General features: G+C 39.8%; 16 protein-coding genes and 1 other RNA gene. 6 read left to right on the top strand and 11 right to left on the bottom strand.

All coding sequences use genetic code 11. From position 1 onward, the window contains the following. Nucleotides 1–197: 197 nt before the first annotated feature. The 4 genes from FTU72_RS13145 to FTU72_RS13130 form a co-directional block, all read right to left on the bottom strand. Nucleotides 198–1,076 (bottom strand): alpha/beta hydrolase, encoded by an 879-nt coding sequence (locus FTU72_RS13145; RefSeq protein ID WP_179992078.1) that lies wholly within the window; start codon nucleotides 1,074–1,076, stop codon nucleotides 198–200. Beyond that, nucleotides 1,066–1,758, bottom strand: a complete 693-nt coding sequence (locus FTU72_RS13140; protein ID WP_159123345.1) for a BON domain-containing protein — start codon at nucleotides 1,756–1,758, stop codon at nucleotides 1,066–1,068. The genes FTU72_RS13145 and FTU72_RS13140 overlap by 11 nt, the downstream gene beginning before the upstream one ends. Before the next feature lie 136 nt (nucleotides 1,759–1,894). Then, nucleotides 1,895–2,308, bottom strand: coding sequence for a YraN family protein (locus FTU72_RS13135; protein ID WP_180052984.1), 414 nt, complete (start codon nucleotides 2,306–2,308; stop codon nucleotides 1,895–1,897). 9 nt (nucleotides 2,309–2,317) lie between these two features. Next, complete coding sequence (locus FTU72_RS13130; protein ID WP_180052983.1) at nucleotides 2,318–3,277, bottom strand: penicillin-binding protein activator; 960 nt, start codon at nucleotides 3,275–3,277, stop codon at nucleotides 2,318–2,320. Nucleotides 3,278–3,287: 10 nt separating this feature from the next. Here FTU72_RS13130 and rsmI point away from each other — a divergent pair, with 10 nt between their 5' ends. Continuing rightward, entirely contained in the window at nucleotides 3,288–4,130 is an 843-nt protein-coding gene (rsmI, locus tag FTU72_RS13125; RefSeq protein WP_180016844.1) for a 16S rRNA (cytidine(1402)-2'-O)-methyltransferase, read from the top strand. A 69-nt stretch (nucleotides 4,131–4,199) separates the two neighbouring features. Here rsmI and FTU72_RS13120 read toward each other — a convergent pair whose 3' ends face one another. The 4 genes from FTU72_RS13120 to FTU72_RS13105 form a co-directional block, all read right to left on the bottom strand. Further along, nucleotides 4,200–4,451: a hypothetical protein gene (locus tag FTU72_RS13120; protein WP_004782870.1), complete on the bottom strand. Its 252-nt coding sequence runs from the start codon at nucleotides 4,449–4,451 to the stop codon at nucleotides 4,200–4,202. Between the two features lie 174 nt (nucleotides 4,452–4,625). Then, on the bottom strand, nucleotides 4,626–5,873 hold the full coding sequence (locus tag FTU72_RS13115; protein ID WP_180052982.1) for an FAD-dependent monooxygenase: 1,248 nt from the start codon (nucleotides 5,871–5,873) through the stop codon (nucleotides 4,626–4,628). Further along, nucleotides 5,870–7,078, bottom strand: a complete 1,209-nt coding sequence (gene ubiH / locus FTU72_RS13110; protein WP_180052981.1) for a 2-octaprenyl-6-methoxyphenyl hydroxylase — start codon at nucleotides 7,076–7,078, stop codon at nucleotides 5,870–5,872. Before ubiH ends, FTU72_RS13115 begins: the two co-directional genes overlap by 4 nt. 410 nt (nucleotides 7,079–7,488) lie before the next feature. After that, nucleotides 7,489–7,929: a BLUF domain-containing protein gene (locus tag FTU72_RS13105; protein ID WP_004782875.1), complete on the bottom strand. Its 441-nt coding sequence runs from the start codon at nucleotides 7,927–7,929 to the stop codon at nucleotides 7,489–7,491. 1,200 nt (nucleotides 7,930–9,129) lie between these two features. On the opposite strand from FTU72_RS13105, the gene FTU72_RS13100 reads away from it, so the two are divergent. Further along, complete coding sequence (locus FTU72_RS13100) at nucleotides 9,130–10,173, top strand: acyltransferase (RefSeq protein WP_257220283.1); 1,044 nt, start codon at nucleotides 9,130–9,132, stop codon at nucleotides 10,171–10,173. A gap of 163 nt (nucleotides 10,174–10,336) precedes the next feature. Here the strand turns inward: FTU72_RS13100 and FTU72_RS13095 are convergent, their stop codons facing one another. The 3 genes from FTU72_RS13095 to FTU72_RS13085 form a co-directional block, all read right to left on the bottom strand. Further along, nucleotides 10,337–10,576: a DUF378 domain-containing protein gene (locus FTU72_RS13095; RefSeq protein ID WP_034703714.1), complete on the bottom strand. Its 240-nt coding sequence runs from the start codon at nucleotides 10,574–10,576 to the stop codon at nucleotides 10,337–10,339. Between the two features lie 393 nt (nucleotides 10,577–10,969). Beyond that, nucleotides 10,970–12,304, bottom strand: a complete 1,335-nt coding sequence (gene pepP, locus FTU72_RS13090) for a Xaa-Pro aminopeptidase (RefSeq protein WP_179992082.1) — start codon at nucleotides 12,302–12,304, stop codon at nucleotides 10,970–10,972. Between the two features lie 150 nt (nucleotides 12,305–12,454). Beyond that, nucleotides 12,455–13,087, bottom strand: a complete 633-nt coding sequence (locus tag FTU72_RS13085) for a UPF0149 family protein (RefSeq protein ID WP_180052979.1) — start codon at nucleotides 13,085–13,087, stop codon at nucleotides 12,455–12,457. Between the two features lie 65 nt (nucleotides 13,088–13,152). Between FTU72_RS13085 and FTU72_RS13080 the strand changes: the two genes are divergently transcribed. The 4 genes from FTU72_RS13080 (at nucleotide 13,153) to FTU72_RS13065 (ending at nucleotide 15,095) form a co-directional block, all read left to right on the top strand. After that, nucleotides 13,153–13,710 carry a hypothetical protein gene (locus FTU72_RS13080; protein ID WP_004782884.1) on the top strand — a complete coding sequence of 186 codons (558 nt, stop codon included), beginning with the start codon at nucleotides 13,153–13,155 and terminating at the stop codon, nucleotides 13,708–13,710. Beyond that, nucleotides 13,707–13,994: a cell division protein ZapA gene (locus FTU72_RS13075; RefSeq protein WP_005234746.1), complete on the top strand. Its 288-nt coding sequence runs from the start codon at nucleotides 13,707–13,709 to the stop codon at nucleotides 13,992–13,994. Before FTU72_RS13080 ends, FTU72_RS13075 begins: the two co-directional genes overlap by 4 nt. Before the next feature lie 97 nt (nucleotides 13,995–14,091). After that, a non-coding RNA gene (ssrS, locus tag FTU72_RS13070) (6S RNA) lies at nucleotides 14,092–14,276 on the top strand. A 237-nt stretch (nucleotides 14,277–14,513) separates the two neighbouring features. After that, a complete protein-coding gene (locus FTU72_RS13065) occupies nucleotides 14,514–15,095 on the top strand; it encodes a 5-formyltetrahydrofolate cyclo-ligase (protein WP_159123362.1) in 582 nt (193 codons plus the stop codon). Nucleotides 15,096–15,108 lie beyond the last annotated feature (13 nt).

The following is a 15,108-nucleotide window of genomic DNA, read 5'->3' as shown; positions in this document are numbered from 1 at the left end:
TACTTCATGTACAACCATCATTTTAAAGGCGAAGCTATAATCACGTTGTGTGCGTTTAACTCGTTGTTCTTGTGCATGTTCCATAAAATAAGTCTCTTAAGGTGTAAACTTATTTCAGGACGGGACAAGGTTTTCAATTAAAAAAGCCCGGTTTTTATACCGGGCTTTTTTATGGGAATTACCACGATCACAGATCTTCACTTGAAAGCATCTTCTAGCGCCCACATCACACGCGGCTTGGTTTCAAAGAACCGGCTAAACAAACTGGACAATGAACCGATCATCGTAATATGACCCAGTTTCGGAATGGTAATCAGCTCACTATGATTGCCATGGTCTTTTAAAACCCGGTCCAGATCCTGACTGTTGAAATGACCGACAATATTGTCCCGCTCTGCCATGAACAGATAATGTTTGGTGGAGGTATTTTCCACAAAATAATATGGCATGACCTGCTGATACGGAATCGACTGGTCAAAAGCATCGGCACAGATCGGATCATCTTTATAGTCAAAATGATAAGGACCTGCCAGTCCAATAATGGCGCGGATCTGTTCCCGCTCAATCATGGCCTTTTGTGGATGGTATAGCGCTGACATGACATTAAATGCCCCGGCTGAATGCCCAATCAAGACCAGATTTTCCGTAGAAACATTTAACTGGTCTGCATGCTGCTGCAAATGATTTAGCAATAAATGCAGGTCATTAATATAAATCGGGAAAATATGTTCAGGCGCTAGATGATAATTCATCACCACCACATCATAACCTTCTTTGGCAAAGGCCTCGCCGATGAAGTGGTAATCCTTTTTATCACCATGCAGCCAGGCACCACCATGGACAAAGATAATCAAGGGGCGATGTGCTAATGGCTGATGGCTTAAAAACAGATCAAAACGTTGACGGGCTTTTAAGCCATAGGCTAACTGGGTTTCAACACTATAACCCTGTTTGGGGGTTAACCGGTTCAGCGCATAACTGCCAAAATCATAGATCCGGAAATCTTTATAACGTTGTTGGACTTCAAGGATCTGATCTGACAGCTGCGTTTTAAATTGACTGACCTTATGGAACATCGGTCGGTTCAACTGTATCAGGATCGATGGCGACTGGAGTCTGTTCAACACCCGACTGTGCATAAGATGCAGGCGCTGCAAAATTCTGGTTAGTACTATAACCAGAGCGCTGATCCACGTTGTCGATGAGCGTGACAATTTTCGTGATATTCCCCACTTGTTGCAGCACCTGATTCAGGTCATCGATTTCAGCACTGTTCAGACGTCCCATCACATACAGTACACCATCTTCAGTATGCACATGCACTTTGCTGTCAGACACCACCGGTGCTTTCATAATCAAACCACGGGTATTCGCCGTCACGGCGGTATCCTGCATGATCGTAGTGTAGCTGCTCTGGTTACCCACAGTGATAAAGTTATGCACCGCTCTGACATCACTCATGGATTTGACATTATCTTCTGCCAATTGCTTGAGATGCGCATCCGGCACCTGCCCGGTCAACAGGACATTACCATGGAAGCTTTCAATATTGACCCTTGACTGTTTAAAACGTGAATCCAGTTTATAAAGATTAATTTTTGCAGTACGTACAATAGAAGAATCGATAAATACCTGTCCTAGCGTCCGAGCTCCATTTTCGGTACCTACAGGAGCCGTACCAGTACCGCTAGAAATAAAGCTGGCACAACCCGATAAACTTGCGACACACAGCATTGTTATTGCAATACGCTTAACCACTCAGCAAGACTCCTTAATTTTAATCAGTCTTATTTCAATATAATAATCTGTTTTTTCAAGGCCAGATGTTCTTCATCATACTTGAACTTTCCCATGATGCTGCAAATTTTATCTACCGCATCAGATCTTATTTTATTCAAAGATTAATAAACTCTTGATCAAAAGTAAAAGCATTTTCAAACCAGTGCAGATCATAAGGGTATTGAGAAAAATCATGCTGTATGGTTTTTGCAAAATACCGATTAAAATCAAAACAAATCACATCAAAACGATAGTAATAATGTGCAAACTGTGGATTTTTTTTAATAAAACATACAGCCGTTTGTAGGACTTTTCGTTGCTTGGCAGAGGAAACAGATTCATAAGCCAATGCATAACCCGTTTTAGCTCGTGCTTTTACTTCGACAAAGACCAGTTCCTGCTCACGCTGCATGACCAGATCAAGTTCACCATAGCGGCTATGCCAGTTTCTGGCAATGAGCTGAAAGTCTTGTTGCTGCATCAGTTGGGCAGCTTGCTGTTCTGCCCATGCACCTAATCGTTTCTGCATCGCTGACCCTTATAGTGCCTTAAGACCTTTGGCACTCTGCTGAAAACAGGACGGCGTACGTTGTATGCCCTGATCTGATACCTGAATCATTCCAGTACGACCCTGGAATTCAATATTGCGTATTTTTTTATTGTTCAAATAATACTGGGTGATTTGCCAGGCATCGCCACCAAAAGCAATCAAACGCTGATAGGACATATTTACCGGTGCCTGTTGATAAGCCTGTATCACATCAGGCCAGTTAACAAAATAAAGTACCGGCACATCGCAGAACTTGATGCCTCGTGGCGGAGCATGCTGTTCATTAATTGCATTCGCAACTGTATAAATCCGTTTATGTCCCAAACCATGTAAGGATGCCAGCCAGTCTGCATTGCCGAGCAATAGTATCCCCTGCTTGCTCTTCAGAAAAAATGGCGGCTTCTGGATCATTTCCAGTTGCAGCTCACTCTGGCTAAGTAGTGACATTAGCAAGAGTTCATGTTCTGACTCACTGCCTGGTTGACGCAGCACAAACAGTTGCTGAATCCCATCTAGCGCAATCTGCTTCTGTAAAGCAGCCGCATCTTCTTTTTTCGACAGGCTAAATTGCCAGATATTTGGGGCCGTTAGGCTAGTTTCATTCAAACTCAGTGTACGAATCTTGGGTTTAGTCTGCACCAGCTGCTCTACATCCTGACGTGCCAGAGGGCCGATCACCATTTGCGTCTTTTTACTGACATGCTGTTTGAGTAACTGAGAGATTTTTTTCTGGTCTGAATTGACCCATTTCAATGGTACTTTCTGTCCGGACGCCGTATATGCACTGAGAAATCCTTGCTTGATACTCGAAGCGGCTCGCGCCAAGGGGCCGGTTTCAGGTAGAATAATCAGCACTTCCGCTTGTACGCTGCTGACGCAGGCCAGTAACCCCAAGCCCAGAATTTTGTTTTGAATCTTCCATTTTTTATTATTCGATTTATTCCACATGGAGAAACCTATGAGTGCTCAGTTATTTGTTGTTGCGACTCCAATCGGGCACTTAGATGATATTAGTTATCGTGCAATTAATGTATTGAAATCGGTGAGTCTTATTGCAGCTGAGGATACACGAACTTCTGCACAATTACTTAAACACTTTAATATTCAAACACCTTTGACAGCCTGTCATGAACATAATGAAAGCAACAAGATTGATCAGTTGATTCAACGCCTGCTCAATGGTGAAGATATGGCATTGATCAGTGATGCAGGCACGCCACTGATTAGCGATCCAGGATTCAAGTTTGTCCGTGCTGCGCAAGAACATAATATTCATGTGGTTCCTGTACCGGGTGCATGTGCTGCAATTGCCGCTTTAAGCGCAGTAGGTTTACCGAGTGACCGTTTCAGCTTTGAAGGCTTTTTACCGTCTAAACAAAGCCAACGACTCTTGACTCTGGAAAAACTGAAAGATGAAACCCAAACCTTAATTTTCTATGAAGCGCCCCACCGCATTCTGGAATGTGTTAAAGATCTGGCAGCGGTATTCGGTGCAGAGCGTCCTGTCGGTTTTGCCCGTGAAATTACCAAGACCTTTGAAACTATCAAGAAAATGACACTGGGTGAATTAGTCGAATTTGTTGCCAATGACCATAACCAGCAAAAAGGTGAAATCGTACTGGTCATTGGCGGTTCTATCGAAGAAAAAGATCTGGATCAGGAAAAACTGGATAAATTGTTACTGCGTTTATTACAAGACCTGTCTGTCAAAGCAGCTTCACAGCTGGCTGCTGATTTGACTGGAATCAAGAAAAAAATTGCCTATCAACGTGCTTTGGAACTAACCTCTGCCAACGATTAATTTTTCTTTACCCATAAAAAAACACCACAATCAATGTGGTGTTTTTTTATTCGTTAATATCAAGTGCAATTATTCTCTTGCAACGGATTCATCAGCTGGAACTTCAGTAATACGGCCACCGCTTGCCAGGAAAGCCGCAATTTCATCTTCAAGTGCCTGACGTTTTTTCTGCTTAGCAGTTACAGTTAAAGTTTCAGCTTCTAATACGTCTGTATCATTCACAACTTCTTCGCTACTTGCAGCACCTTTTTCTGCTGCTTTTGCTTCATCGTCGTCGATTACAGGATCTTCTACATCATCATAATCATTTACGTCTGTCATTTTGCTCTCCCCACAAATGGCTTCGCTTTTATCTATTAAACCAAGCTTTAAATTAACTGAAATTTAGCAATCTCTTTGGTCTTCGCCTAGCCCTAATTTTCAAAAAATCGTATCTTTTTTAAACAAAATGGTTACTCTTTATAGATGTTTGTTTAAAAAATTTACATTCGGCCGCTAGGCTGAATAACGTGTATCTTTGAGTAAACTTAAACCATTCGCCTGAGCCATAAATGCATCTTTCAGGACTGTCTGTTGCTCGACCTGTTTCAGCCCGAAATTACGTGCCCACACCACTGGGAAAAGCTCTGTAGTTTCCATCCAGCCAATCGCCGACATGCTATGCATCATCGCATCATTCTGGCCTTTACGGCGATGCTCATAACGTTTCAAGGTCTGTTCATGGGCCCACACTCCACGCGCTTTGTCATGCAGCAACACGTCACAGAGTACGGCAGCATCCAGACAGCCGATATTAACCCCTTGTCCAGCGAGCGGATGAATCACATGCGCAGCGTCACCAATTAGTGCCAAGCCATCTTGTACATACTGCTGTGCAGCACGAGCTTTGAGTGGGAATTTCGCTCGTGCTGTCGCTTCCAGCACTTCACCCAGCATATGATAGCTTTCACGGGTCAATAGTTGAGTGAAGTCAGCATCTGATAGCGCTGCATACTCATCGGCATAATCATCAGGTAATGTCCAGACTATGGATTGCCAGTGGCCTTGCTCTTCTTCTTTAAGACTCGCCATTGGCAGATAAGCCAAAGGACCAGTTTCCAGAAAAATCTGACGGGCCACATGCTGATGTGGCTGGGCTGTTCTAATTGCGCAGCTGATTCCGGCCTGTTTATAGTCCAGTACATCGATATCGATAAAGGCTTGCTCGCGCACAAAGGAGTTCGCGCCATCTGCGCCAATGACCAACTTAGTTTTGAGCTGGGTGCCATCTGCCAGATGAATGATCCAAACATCTACTCCACGTTCAACCCGGTTAACTTTGACCTGTGTGCGGTAATCTTGCACCTCTTCAAGCATCTTTTGCTGGATGGCCAGATTCAGAATACTCGGTTCCACCATTGAGCCTAGCGCCTGCTCTACAGAAGGTGTTCTTTCTGAAGAATGACCAAAGTTAATTTCACCGTAGCCATTTTTATTCCAGACCTGCATTCCAGTATATGGCTGCTGGCGTGCAAGTTTGTCCCACACACCCACAGTTTTTAATAAATGAATAGTCGCCTGACTTAGAGCCAAAACCCGCGGATTGGCTACGCTTAAAGTTTTGTCTGCATCCAGAATAGGCGCAGCATCCAGAACAGTCGCTTGCACACCACCTTGAGCGAGTAATAAAGCCGTTAGACCGCCTACCAGACCGCCACCAACAATCACGACATCTAATACATCAGAACTTGGATTCAGACTCATGCTTTTAACCCCATGGCATAGTTAGCGACTAGTGGCTTGATACCAGGAATGGTATCAAAAACAATCAGTCCGGTATTACGGATCAGTTTCAAGAATGGATTCTGGTTACTAAATCCACGTACGACTGAATCACAGAACTTAATCACTCTTTGCTGGTCATTCAAACGGGATTTTTCATAATCCTGTAATACTGCTGCATCACCTAAGTCTGCACCTTGTGACTGCTGTTCTTTCAGGTAGCGCACCAATACATGCGCATCTCGCATACACAGGTTAAAACCCTGACCCGCTACTGGATGAATTGTATGTGCAGCATTACCCATCAAGACCACGCGGCCCACAGCCTGTTTTTCTGCTAATACTTGGGACAATGGAAAACTGAAGCGCTTACCTGTTTTCTGGAATTTACCGGCACGATCGCCATAGGTTTCTTGTAAGGCGTTCAGGAAATGCTGGTCATTTTCTTCACCCAGCCATTCTCCTTCCGTTCCTTTTTTCACAGGCCAGACTACAGAACGACGATATTCACCTGGAAGTGGTAATAAGGCTAATGGGCCTAAGTGGCTAAACCGTTCAAAGCCAACATGATTATGTGGCTTAGAAGTTTGAACGGTAGTGACAATGGCGACCTGATCATAGTCATGTTCTGAAGCCCCAATACCGAGCGCTTTACGACAGAAAGAATCACGCCCATCAGCAGCAATCACCACTTTGGATTGAAGTTTCAATAAAGCATCACCACGTTGTGCTTCAAGATAAGCAAACTCAGCATCTTGAGTCAGAGAGCTGACCTGAACCCCATCAATCAGTTCAATGAGTGGTTCTTTTTTGACTTGAGTTAATAGCACACGACCTAGCCAGGCATTTTCAATCACTTGGCCAAAGCTTTCGACTTTTTCCTGTTCTGCAATTAAGCGCGCCTTACCAAAACTGCCCTGCTCAGTGATATTCACTTCAAGAATCGGCGTTGCATGTTCCTGCAAGGCATCCCAAAGCCCAAGTTCCTGATAAATCTGTACACTACGGCGTGACAAGGCACTATTACGTGCATCAAAGCTGGAATGATAGGGTGCAAGGTTTACATCATCATAATCTGGATATTTGATCGCTTCCAAAAGTTTGACTGCAATATTGGTTTTGGCCAACATCAGCGCGAGACTCAAGCCGACCATACCACCACCGACAATGATGACTTCTTGTTGCATGCTGTAATCCTTTCAATGGCGTACCTATATATAGATACTTATAATCATGATGAATTTTATATTAGCCTAAAAAATTTCTTTTTTATAATAAATTAGGTTGCGGTTTCGAAGCGAAGTCTGCTTGTGGTTAATTTATAGCTCACCTCAACGTCCTACTTAAATTTTTCAAAATACAGAAGTATCATCTGCCTGATAAAAAGCAGAAGAATTTTGGCACTGATTGTTAGGTTTAAAAGCTTGGCTTGGTATGAAATGATGAAGATGGGATCTGGATATAATTTTTTGAATTAACAATATTTATGTTTTTGAATTTATATAATATTTTTTATTTAACTTATTTAAAGTAAATACTCATTTTAAAAAATCATGCGATACGTAGCTTTAGCTTATATCGCATGATGATGTAAGGATTAACTTGCTTTCAATGTATAGGCATGGTCATTCAAACTTGCCAATATCTGTATAAATTGAGGAATGGTCTCGGCATTCAAGGTATAAGGATTGAATTCATCCAGATTATGTTCGGCAAAGAATCCAAGAATATCCTGATGGATATTGGCATATTTCATATGCCAGTCTGAGAAGAGACGGTCATTCACATCTTCAAAATACAGAACTTCACAATTTTTATGTCGAGGATCTTTCAAGATTTTTTTATAGAACAGATCTTCAATCTTGTTCCTATCTCCTTCCAGACATTGAACAAAGTAACCATTTCCATAATACAGAGCCCCAAAAATCGCATTACGTGAATTGAAATTCAACGCTTCTGTCAGAATATTGAATAGATCATTCATTGGATCTTCGCAATCATACAACTTACTAACATATAAAAGTCTTGCGTCGCTCATTGTCTACCTCAATATTTTAGATTATGTACATTACTCAATATTTTTCTGTTTAATATATATAACTGATTTTATAAAAATTTTCTATGATTAGATACAAAATAATTTATCGAATAGTAAAATAACTTGAAAAATAAAATAAATTTTTATATAAATTCAGCTACTTGCTTTTAACACGCATTTTCCAAATATTTCTATATTAAAAAGCTTCAAAATTTTGCTATTTGAGATCTGCCATCAAGTATCAGTTTTTTACTTTCTAAATGCTCATGTAATTTGAGCACCAGTTATCTTTGCCAGAACATCAGCAAGCCAGCAAAAATGTAAATCAGCGATTTGTTCTCAATCAATAGTGCAAGTGCTACGAATACGATAGCAAAGATGAAGGAACGGATTAAAGTCGCGATGTTTAATTTAGAAACGACAGTCTAAGTCGAGCTCAAGCAACTTATTAAGTATGTACTTTCTTACACCTCTCTTCTTATAATATTTTTAAAAGGTAATTGTTTTTAATTTCTAAATGATACAAAAACATGCTTATTTAATAATCAATCTTGTACTCTTTGACTTACAGCTATTCAAGTCCTTTACCCCTATTTTAGTTAAATGAATTTTCATATGATGATTACATCAGGAACAGGGAGTTCCACATAAGAATAACAATAGATAAGCACAAGGACAGTAAGGTACGACAGGAGTTATACCAAGCTAACCAATACGAAAAACCCCGGCAGGATGCCGGGGTTTTTTATTATTTAATGATTAAAAATTTGAAGATGATACTGAAGTTTCTAAACAGAAATCTTAGCAATCACTACTACCTATATCTTTCATCTACTTATAGAAAATTCCCAAATTTTGGTGTGAAGTTAATAATGTATACGTGATCTTTGAATTAATTCATCAATGGTTTCTGGAATTTCTTTTATTAAGCTGAGTACTTTTACTTTTTATTAAAATTTTGAAACATATTTTAAGCCGGTTAATAAATAATAATAATTAATAAAAAATTCATTTTTTACCAGTTTCTAAACTCTAGTGAATATTTGAGTTCCCATAAAATACGGCTACTTTTATATAAAACCAACCGTAATGATTTTAGATTAAATAATTAGTAATATTCACGGTCTTTCACTAGGTATATTTGTTAGACAAACATTGAGTATGGTAGTTTAAATTAAATACTTTAATAAAATAATAACTATGCTTTATTCAGTGCAATTTCTTAGGGGGATTGCTGCCTTAATGGTAGTTATAAGTCATACCTCCTTTAAAGGACAACAATACAGTGTTGATACGCTTCAGTGGTATCACATAGGTGGTTCTGGCGTTGATTTATTTTTCATAATATCTGGCTTTATTATGTGTTATACAACATATAATAAAAAAGTTAATTTTCTAAATTTCATGAGAAACCGATTCATCCGAATCATTCCTCTTTATTGGGTTCTCAGTTTTTTTGCTTTAATCGTATTTCTGATTTCTCCAAATCTTATAAATTCATCCGGTGGTGAAACAGGAATTTTCGAATCTTTCTTTTTAATTCCGAATGGCAGTAAATTTTTAATTAATAATGGATGGACTTTAAGCTACGAATTTTATTATTATTTTATATTTTCTTTTTTCCTAATCTTTTTATTAAAAGACTTATATAAATATCTTTTTATCATTCTATATTTTTCAGTTGTTGTGGCTATAGGTTTAATACTCCAACCAAAATCTGAATTTCTGATGTTTTTAACCCATAATCTTTTGCTTGAATTCGCTTTAGGCGTTCTGGCATTTATCATTATAAAAAATACTAGTCTTTCCCGATTAATGTCTTTATTTATGATTCTTGTCGGTGCTTCCCTATTAGCCTATCAAAACTTTTATAAACTACCTGATTTCATCACCTTGAGATCATTAAAAATCGGGATCCCAATGTTTTTCATTTTTGTTGGATGCGTAGCTTTAGAAGACTTAATCACAGAAACTAAATCACTAATTTTAAGATTCTTTAATCATCTTGGAGATTCATCTTACTCTTTATATTTGATTCATCCTTTTACTTTAAGCCCAGTTGCTATGGTTTTAAATAAACTCAATATATTAAACCCTTACCTATTTAGCTCTATACTTATTACCTCTTCGATCTTGGCAGGCTCTATTACGTATCTAGTTTTAGAAAAAAGGTTAATTAAATTAGGCAAAGAACCATTTAACTTCTTTAGGTATTTTTATCCGGTCGATAGAAAAAACTTATAGATATTTTTTGATCTCTTTAGGCATTATCAAAAATTTAAATACTAAAAACGGAGCTTAAGCTCCGTTTCTGTTAAATGTCCTTTATATCTTTTAGATTAACTAATCTGTTATAGAAATCAGTTAATTAAAAAAATATCAATGACTTCAATTAATTTTTAGTCAGTTAACGTACTACTCGAGCTTGAGACTCATGATGTACATCGCGTCGACCCAATTTTGTACCAGTATAGATCAGATACAAGGCAGACAAACCAACCAATACATAGATAATTCGAGATAGTGCACTCATTTCACCAAAGATGGCAGCGACTAAATCAAAGTTAAATGCACCAACCAGACCCCAGTTGATGCCACCAATAATCGCTAAAGCATAAGCAATCCAGTCAAGCGTATTTAGTCTCATCATTTTTCTCCTGCTCTTCTTTGAGTTTATTTAAGGAACAGGTCAAGTATGAGAACGAAATCGGAATTAATATGTTGCTTTGATGCTAAAAACTCAATTGCTGTGTTGAATTCCTGTCATCTTATAATTCTCAATTTTAACAAAGTTAATTTTATTTGAATAAGTCGCGATTAACGTAAGTAAAAGTCTTGCATGTTTCTTGATAGTATCTTTGTTTTATGTAGCCATTGGATAACTTATTGCCTAAGAAATTAATCCATTTTTTCTTAAAATTTTATAAATATTCATTTTAATATCAATAAATTAAAAAATTACTATCATTCACGAATACATTTTTAACTTTCTACTATATAAAAAAGCCGGTGAGATCACCGGCTTTTTTATATCTTTCATTTAAGCAGCATGGGCTTTGGCCATTAAGGCTTCAATATCTTCCACGGTTTTCACAACTTTTGCAGTTAGCACTAGTGGGCCATTTTTGGTAGCAACCACATCATCTTCAATCCGGATTCCGATACCACGCCATTTAACATCTACAGTTTCATCATCTGGTGCAATATAAAGACCCGGCTCAACTGTCACGACCATACCTTCTTCATATGCACGCCATTCACCGTTGGCTTTATAAGTACCTACATCATGTACATCCATACCCAGCCAATGTCCAGTACCGTGCATATAGAACTGGCGGAAACTTTCCGTCTGGATAATTTCTTCAAGATCTCCCTGCATAATCCCCAGATCAAGTAAACCTTGAACCAGAATGCGAACCGCCACATTATGCGGCTCTTTATAAGAGTTCCCGATTTGAACTGCATTGATGGCAGCAATCTGTGCATCCAGTACGACATTATATAAAGCTTTTTGTTCCGGACTGAATTTACCATTCACCGGGAAAGTACGGGTAATGTCCGAAGCATAAAACTGATATTCACATGCAGCATCAATCAGAACCAGATCACCATCTTTCAGTTCTTTGTCATTCTCTACATAATGCAGAATACAGGCATTTTCACCGCCACCAACAATACTGTTGTACGATGGTACACAGCCATTTTTACCAAAAACATAATTTAATTCTGCTTCTAAAGCATATTCCATCATGCCTGGACGAACTTTCTGCATAGCCAGTGTATGCGCTTCTGCAGAAATATCTGATGCAAGCTGCATCAGTTCAATTTCATTTTCATCTTTATGCAGACGCATTTCATCAATGATACGATCCAGCTGCATGATCTGTGCCGGTGCAGAAGTACCACGGCGGCTTTCACCACTGGCTGTTACGATCCATTTGGCTACACGTGCATCAAATTCGGCATTGTGTCCAATCCGGTAGAAAAGCTTGTCTTTGTTCTGAAGCTTGGTGAGGATTTCCTCATCCAGTAGATCAATCGCATAAGCTTCGTCTGCTTCATAATCATCAACGGCGCCATCTACTCCGGCACGGTAGCCGTTCCAGATTTCCATTTCACGATCACGTTCACGGCAGAACAGGCTATAGGTATAGCCTTCTTCTTCAGTATCGAAAGTTTCAATGACTGCAACTGCTTCAGGCTCAGCAAATCCGGTCAGGTAAAAGAAACTGCTGTCCGCGCGGTATTTATAATCTGCATCACGGTTACGCAGGGCAACCGGGCTGGTGGCAATAATCGCGATACTACGTAATCCCATTTCCCCTGCGAGGATGTCACGACGTTCCTGAAAATCGGCTTGAGTCAGTTTCTTCATTACACCTTACTTCTTATCAATTGCTACTGTTATTTAAAATTTGGTCCTGAAAACAGGTCAGATTAATTTACTATCATCATGAGAAGGATCAGCAAAAAATATGCCGGTTTTCAGAACCGTTTTTTAATTTGTGTCTAGAACCACTTGAACTTAACTCGGACGTTTCGGCGAGAAAATTTCAACTACAGATTGCGCTTCAGTCGCAGAAGCTGGAGCTGGTGCTTTTTGCGTGAATTTCTGCAATAAAGGTGTTTCTTCAACCTCTACTTTTTTACGACCGACGGACAGACTTACCGGAATCAGACGAACAAACTCATACAGCTCCTGATAGCTTTCTTCGCCTTCGGCATCGTCATCAGAATCTTCAAACTCGACTGCTGCAACATCTTGTAAATGTTCAATCAGTTCCATTTCATCATTACGGATATGACCTGAGGCCAAGCCAAAACCAAGCACTACGCCTGCACACCAGTCAGCCAATGCCTGAACGCGTTCAGCCAAGCTATGCTCATCATCTGGTAGTAATGGCAGATAATCCAGTTCATCTTCAGACAGCGCATGAAATATGTCTTCTGCCTCACCCGTTAACAATTCTAATGCTTCAGGATTCAGTTCAGGGACATCTAGCGTTTCTAGAATCTGTACCCATTCATCACTTGAAGGTACCTGAGTGACACAGACAATTCCGGTAAGCAAACCATGCAGTTCGCTTGGGCTAGAAATTTCTTCAATTGAAGAAAAATTGCGGTACCATTCTGACCAACCTGAAATATCGTCTTGCATTCGTTTATCCAATCTCTATACTGCTTTATATATTACCTTTGTTTGCAACACTGTGCGACCTCGATATGTTAGAAGAATTACAGCGTCTACAAGTGCATATTGGCGTTTTAAAAACGCGACTTGCACAACTTGAAAGTGAGAATACCAGTTTACGTGAGAAGCAAGAGGCTTCAAGCGTGCAACATGAAACTCAAATTGAACAAAAAAATAGCTTTATTGCGCAAAAACAACAAGAAATCCAGAACCTCAATCAGCAACTGACAGAATCACGTAACCAGTTTCAGCATTTAAACCAGGATGCTACAGCACTGGCAGATCGTTATAGCCGTCTGGAAAAAAGTTGTACTGATCTAAAGAACCGTTTTCAGGAAATTCTGGCTGAACGCAATGAGTTACGCGTGCTGAAAGAAAAGTTATTGCTGGAACAGCGTCATGCCCAGCAGGAAATTCAGCGGCTGAATCAGGAATCTGAACGTCTTACCCAGAAAAATGAAAATGCCAAAGCTAAAGTTGAAGCCATTATTCAACGTCTGGCGATTTTGGGAACAGCCCAAGATCAAAATGCACAGGAAATTCAGCAATTGGCCCATCCTACTGAAGTGACTGAGGAAGCTTCATCATGAGTGAACAAATCGCAATCGACTTAAAGGTATTGGGTCATAGTTTCCGTCTGGCCTCCACTGCGGATCAGCAGGATGAACTACAACGTGCAGCGCAATTACTCAATGAAAAATACGATGAATTTCGCCGTAAAGCCCCTCGTATGGAACCAAGTAAACTGATCATTATGGTGGCACTGGAACTGATGCAGGAAGTATTGACGATGAATAAATCCCTGCAACAATATGCTCACTGCGAACGTTTGTTACAAACTATTTTGGAAGAAGTTGAAGAACTAACTGAATAATCGAGTTTTTTGTATAAACTTCGGTCGTTCGACTAAACTGTTTACAGTTCACGAACAGCATAGAGTTGCCACATCAGCATTATCGTTTATACTTAGTCTAACTCTGAGATGTTCGCCAGCGGGTCAGATTCCCCTGAGCCGATATTTAAATCTTAGGATTGAGTTCTGCATATTTAGAGTGTATGCCCATCCGGTATGGGAAACCCAGCAAGTATGCGTCTCGTCCACCTTGAACTTTAGGGTTCAAGGGTAATGACATGCAGCGGCATCCTCGGAGTGCTTCTATTTTTCTCAAAATATTTCATCATTTATCTTCTTTTCTAAAGCTCAAATTTATTATATTTTTCTTGGTTTAGCGTCCTATACCCGTATCTTTTTTCGTGTTTTATTATTTTTAAAATTTAATCAAAAATTCATACAGATGCCTATAATACTCGTTATGTTGCTACCCTCTATTTAAGTTATGGCATTTTATTAATCTAATGCCTTAAAATCCTGAAGACCATATTTATGACGACGATGAATCTTTCCGAACTTCGCAAACAGCTACGTAAACAGCGCCGTCAACTCTCTCGTTTTACCCAGAAACAGACTCAACAACGTATCTTAAATATGATTCGGACTTTGCCAGAATTTCATGCAAGCAAATCTGTGGGGGTTTATCTGGATGCTTTCGGTGAGGTTCGGACTCAGGCACTGATTGAATACTGCTTTAAGCACCATAAACGGGTTTATCTCCCCAATATTTGCAATATGAACCAGCAACTCACTTGGGTAGAAATCAGCCAGAATCAATATCGTTCCCAGCGTTTTGCTCATCATCGGTTGGGAATGCGTGAACCCATGGCTACACGTGGTCTGCATGTCTCAAAACTGGATCTTTTAGTTATGCCACTATTAGCCTGTGATCAATATGGCACCCGAATTGGTATGGGGGGCGGTTATTATGATCGTACGCTGGCAACAGCACCGCACCGTCCTTTTCGTCTGGGGTTAGCACATGACTTTCAGCTGATCCCACAGCCTTTAACCCGAGAAGTTTGGGACCAGCCTCTAGATGCCCTGCTTACGCCTACACTTTTACAACGTTTTAAGCGTTAAACAATGTATTTCC

The sequence above is a fragment of the Acinetobacter sp. YH12137 genome (assembly GCF_013418535.1).
Taxonomy (GTDB): Bacteria; Pseudomonadota; Gammaproteobacteria; order Pseudomonadales; family Moraxellaceae; genus Acinetobacter.
The sequence above is the reverse complement of the archived record's forward strand: the minus strand, read 5'-3'. Positions and strand labels throughout refer to the sequence as shown.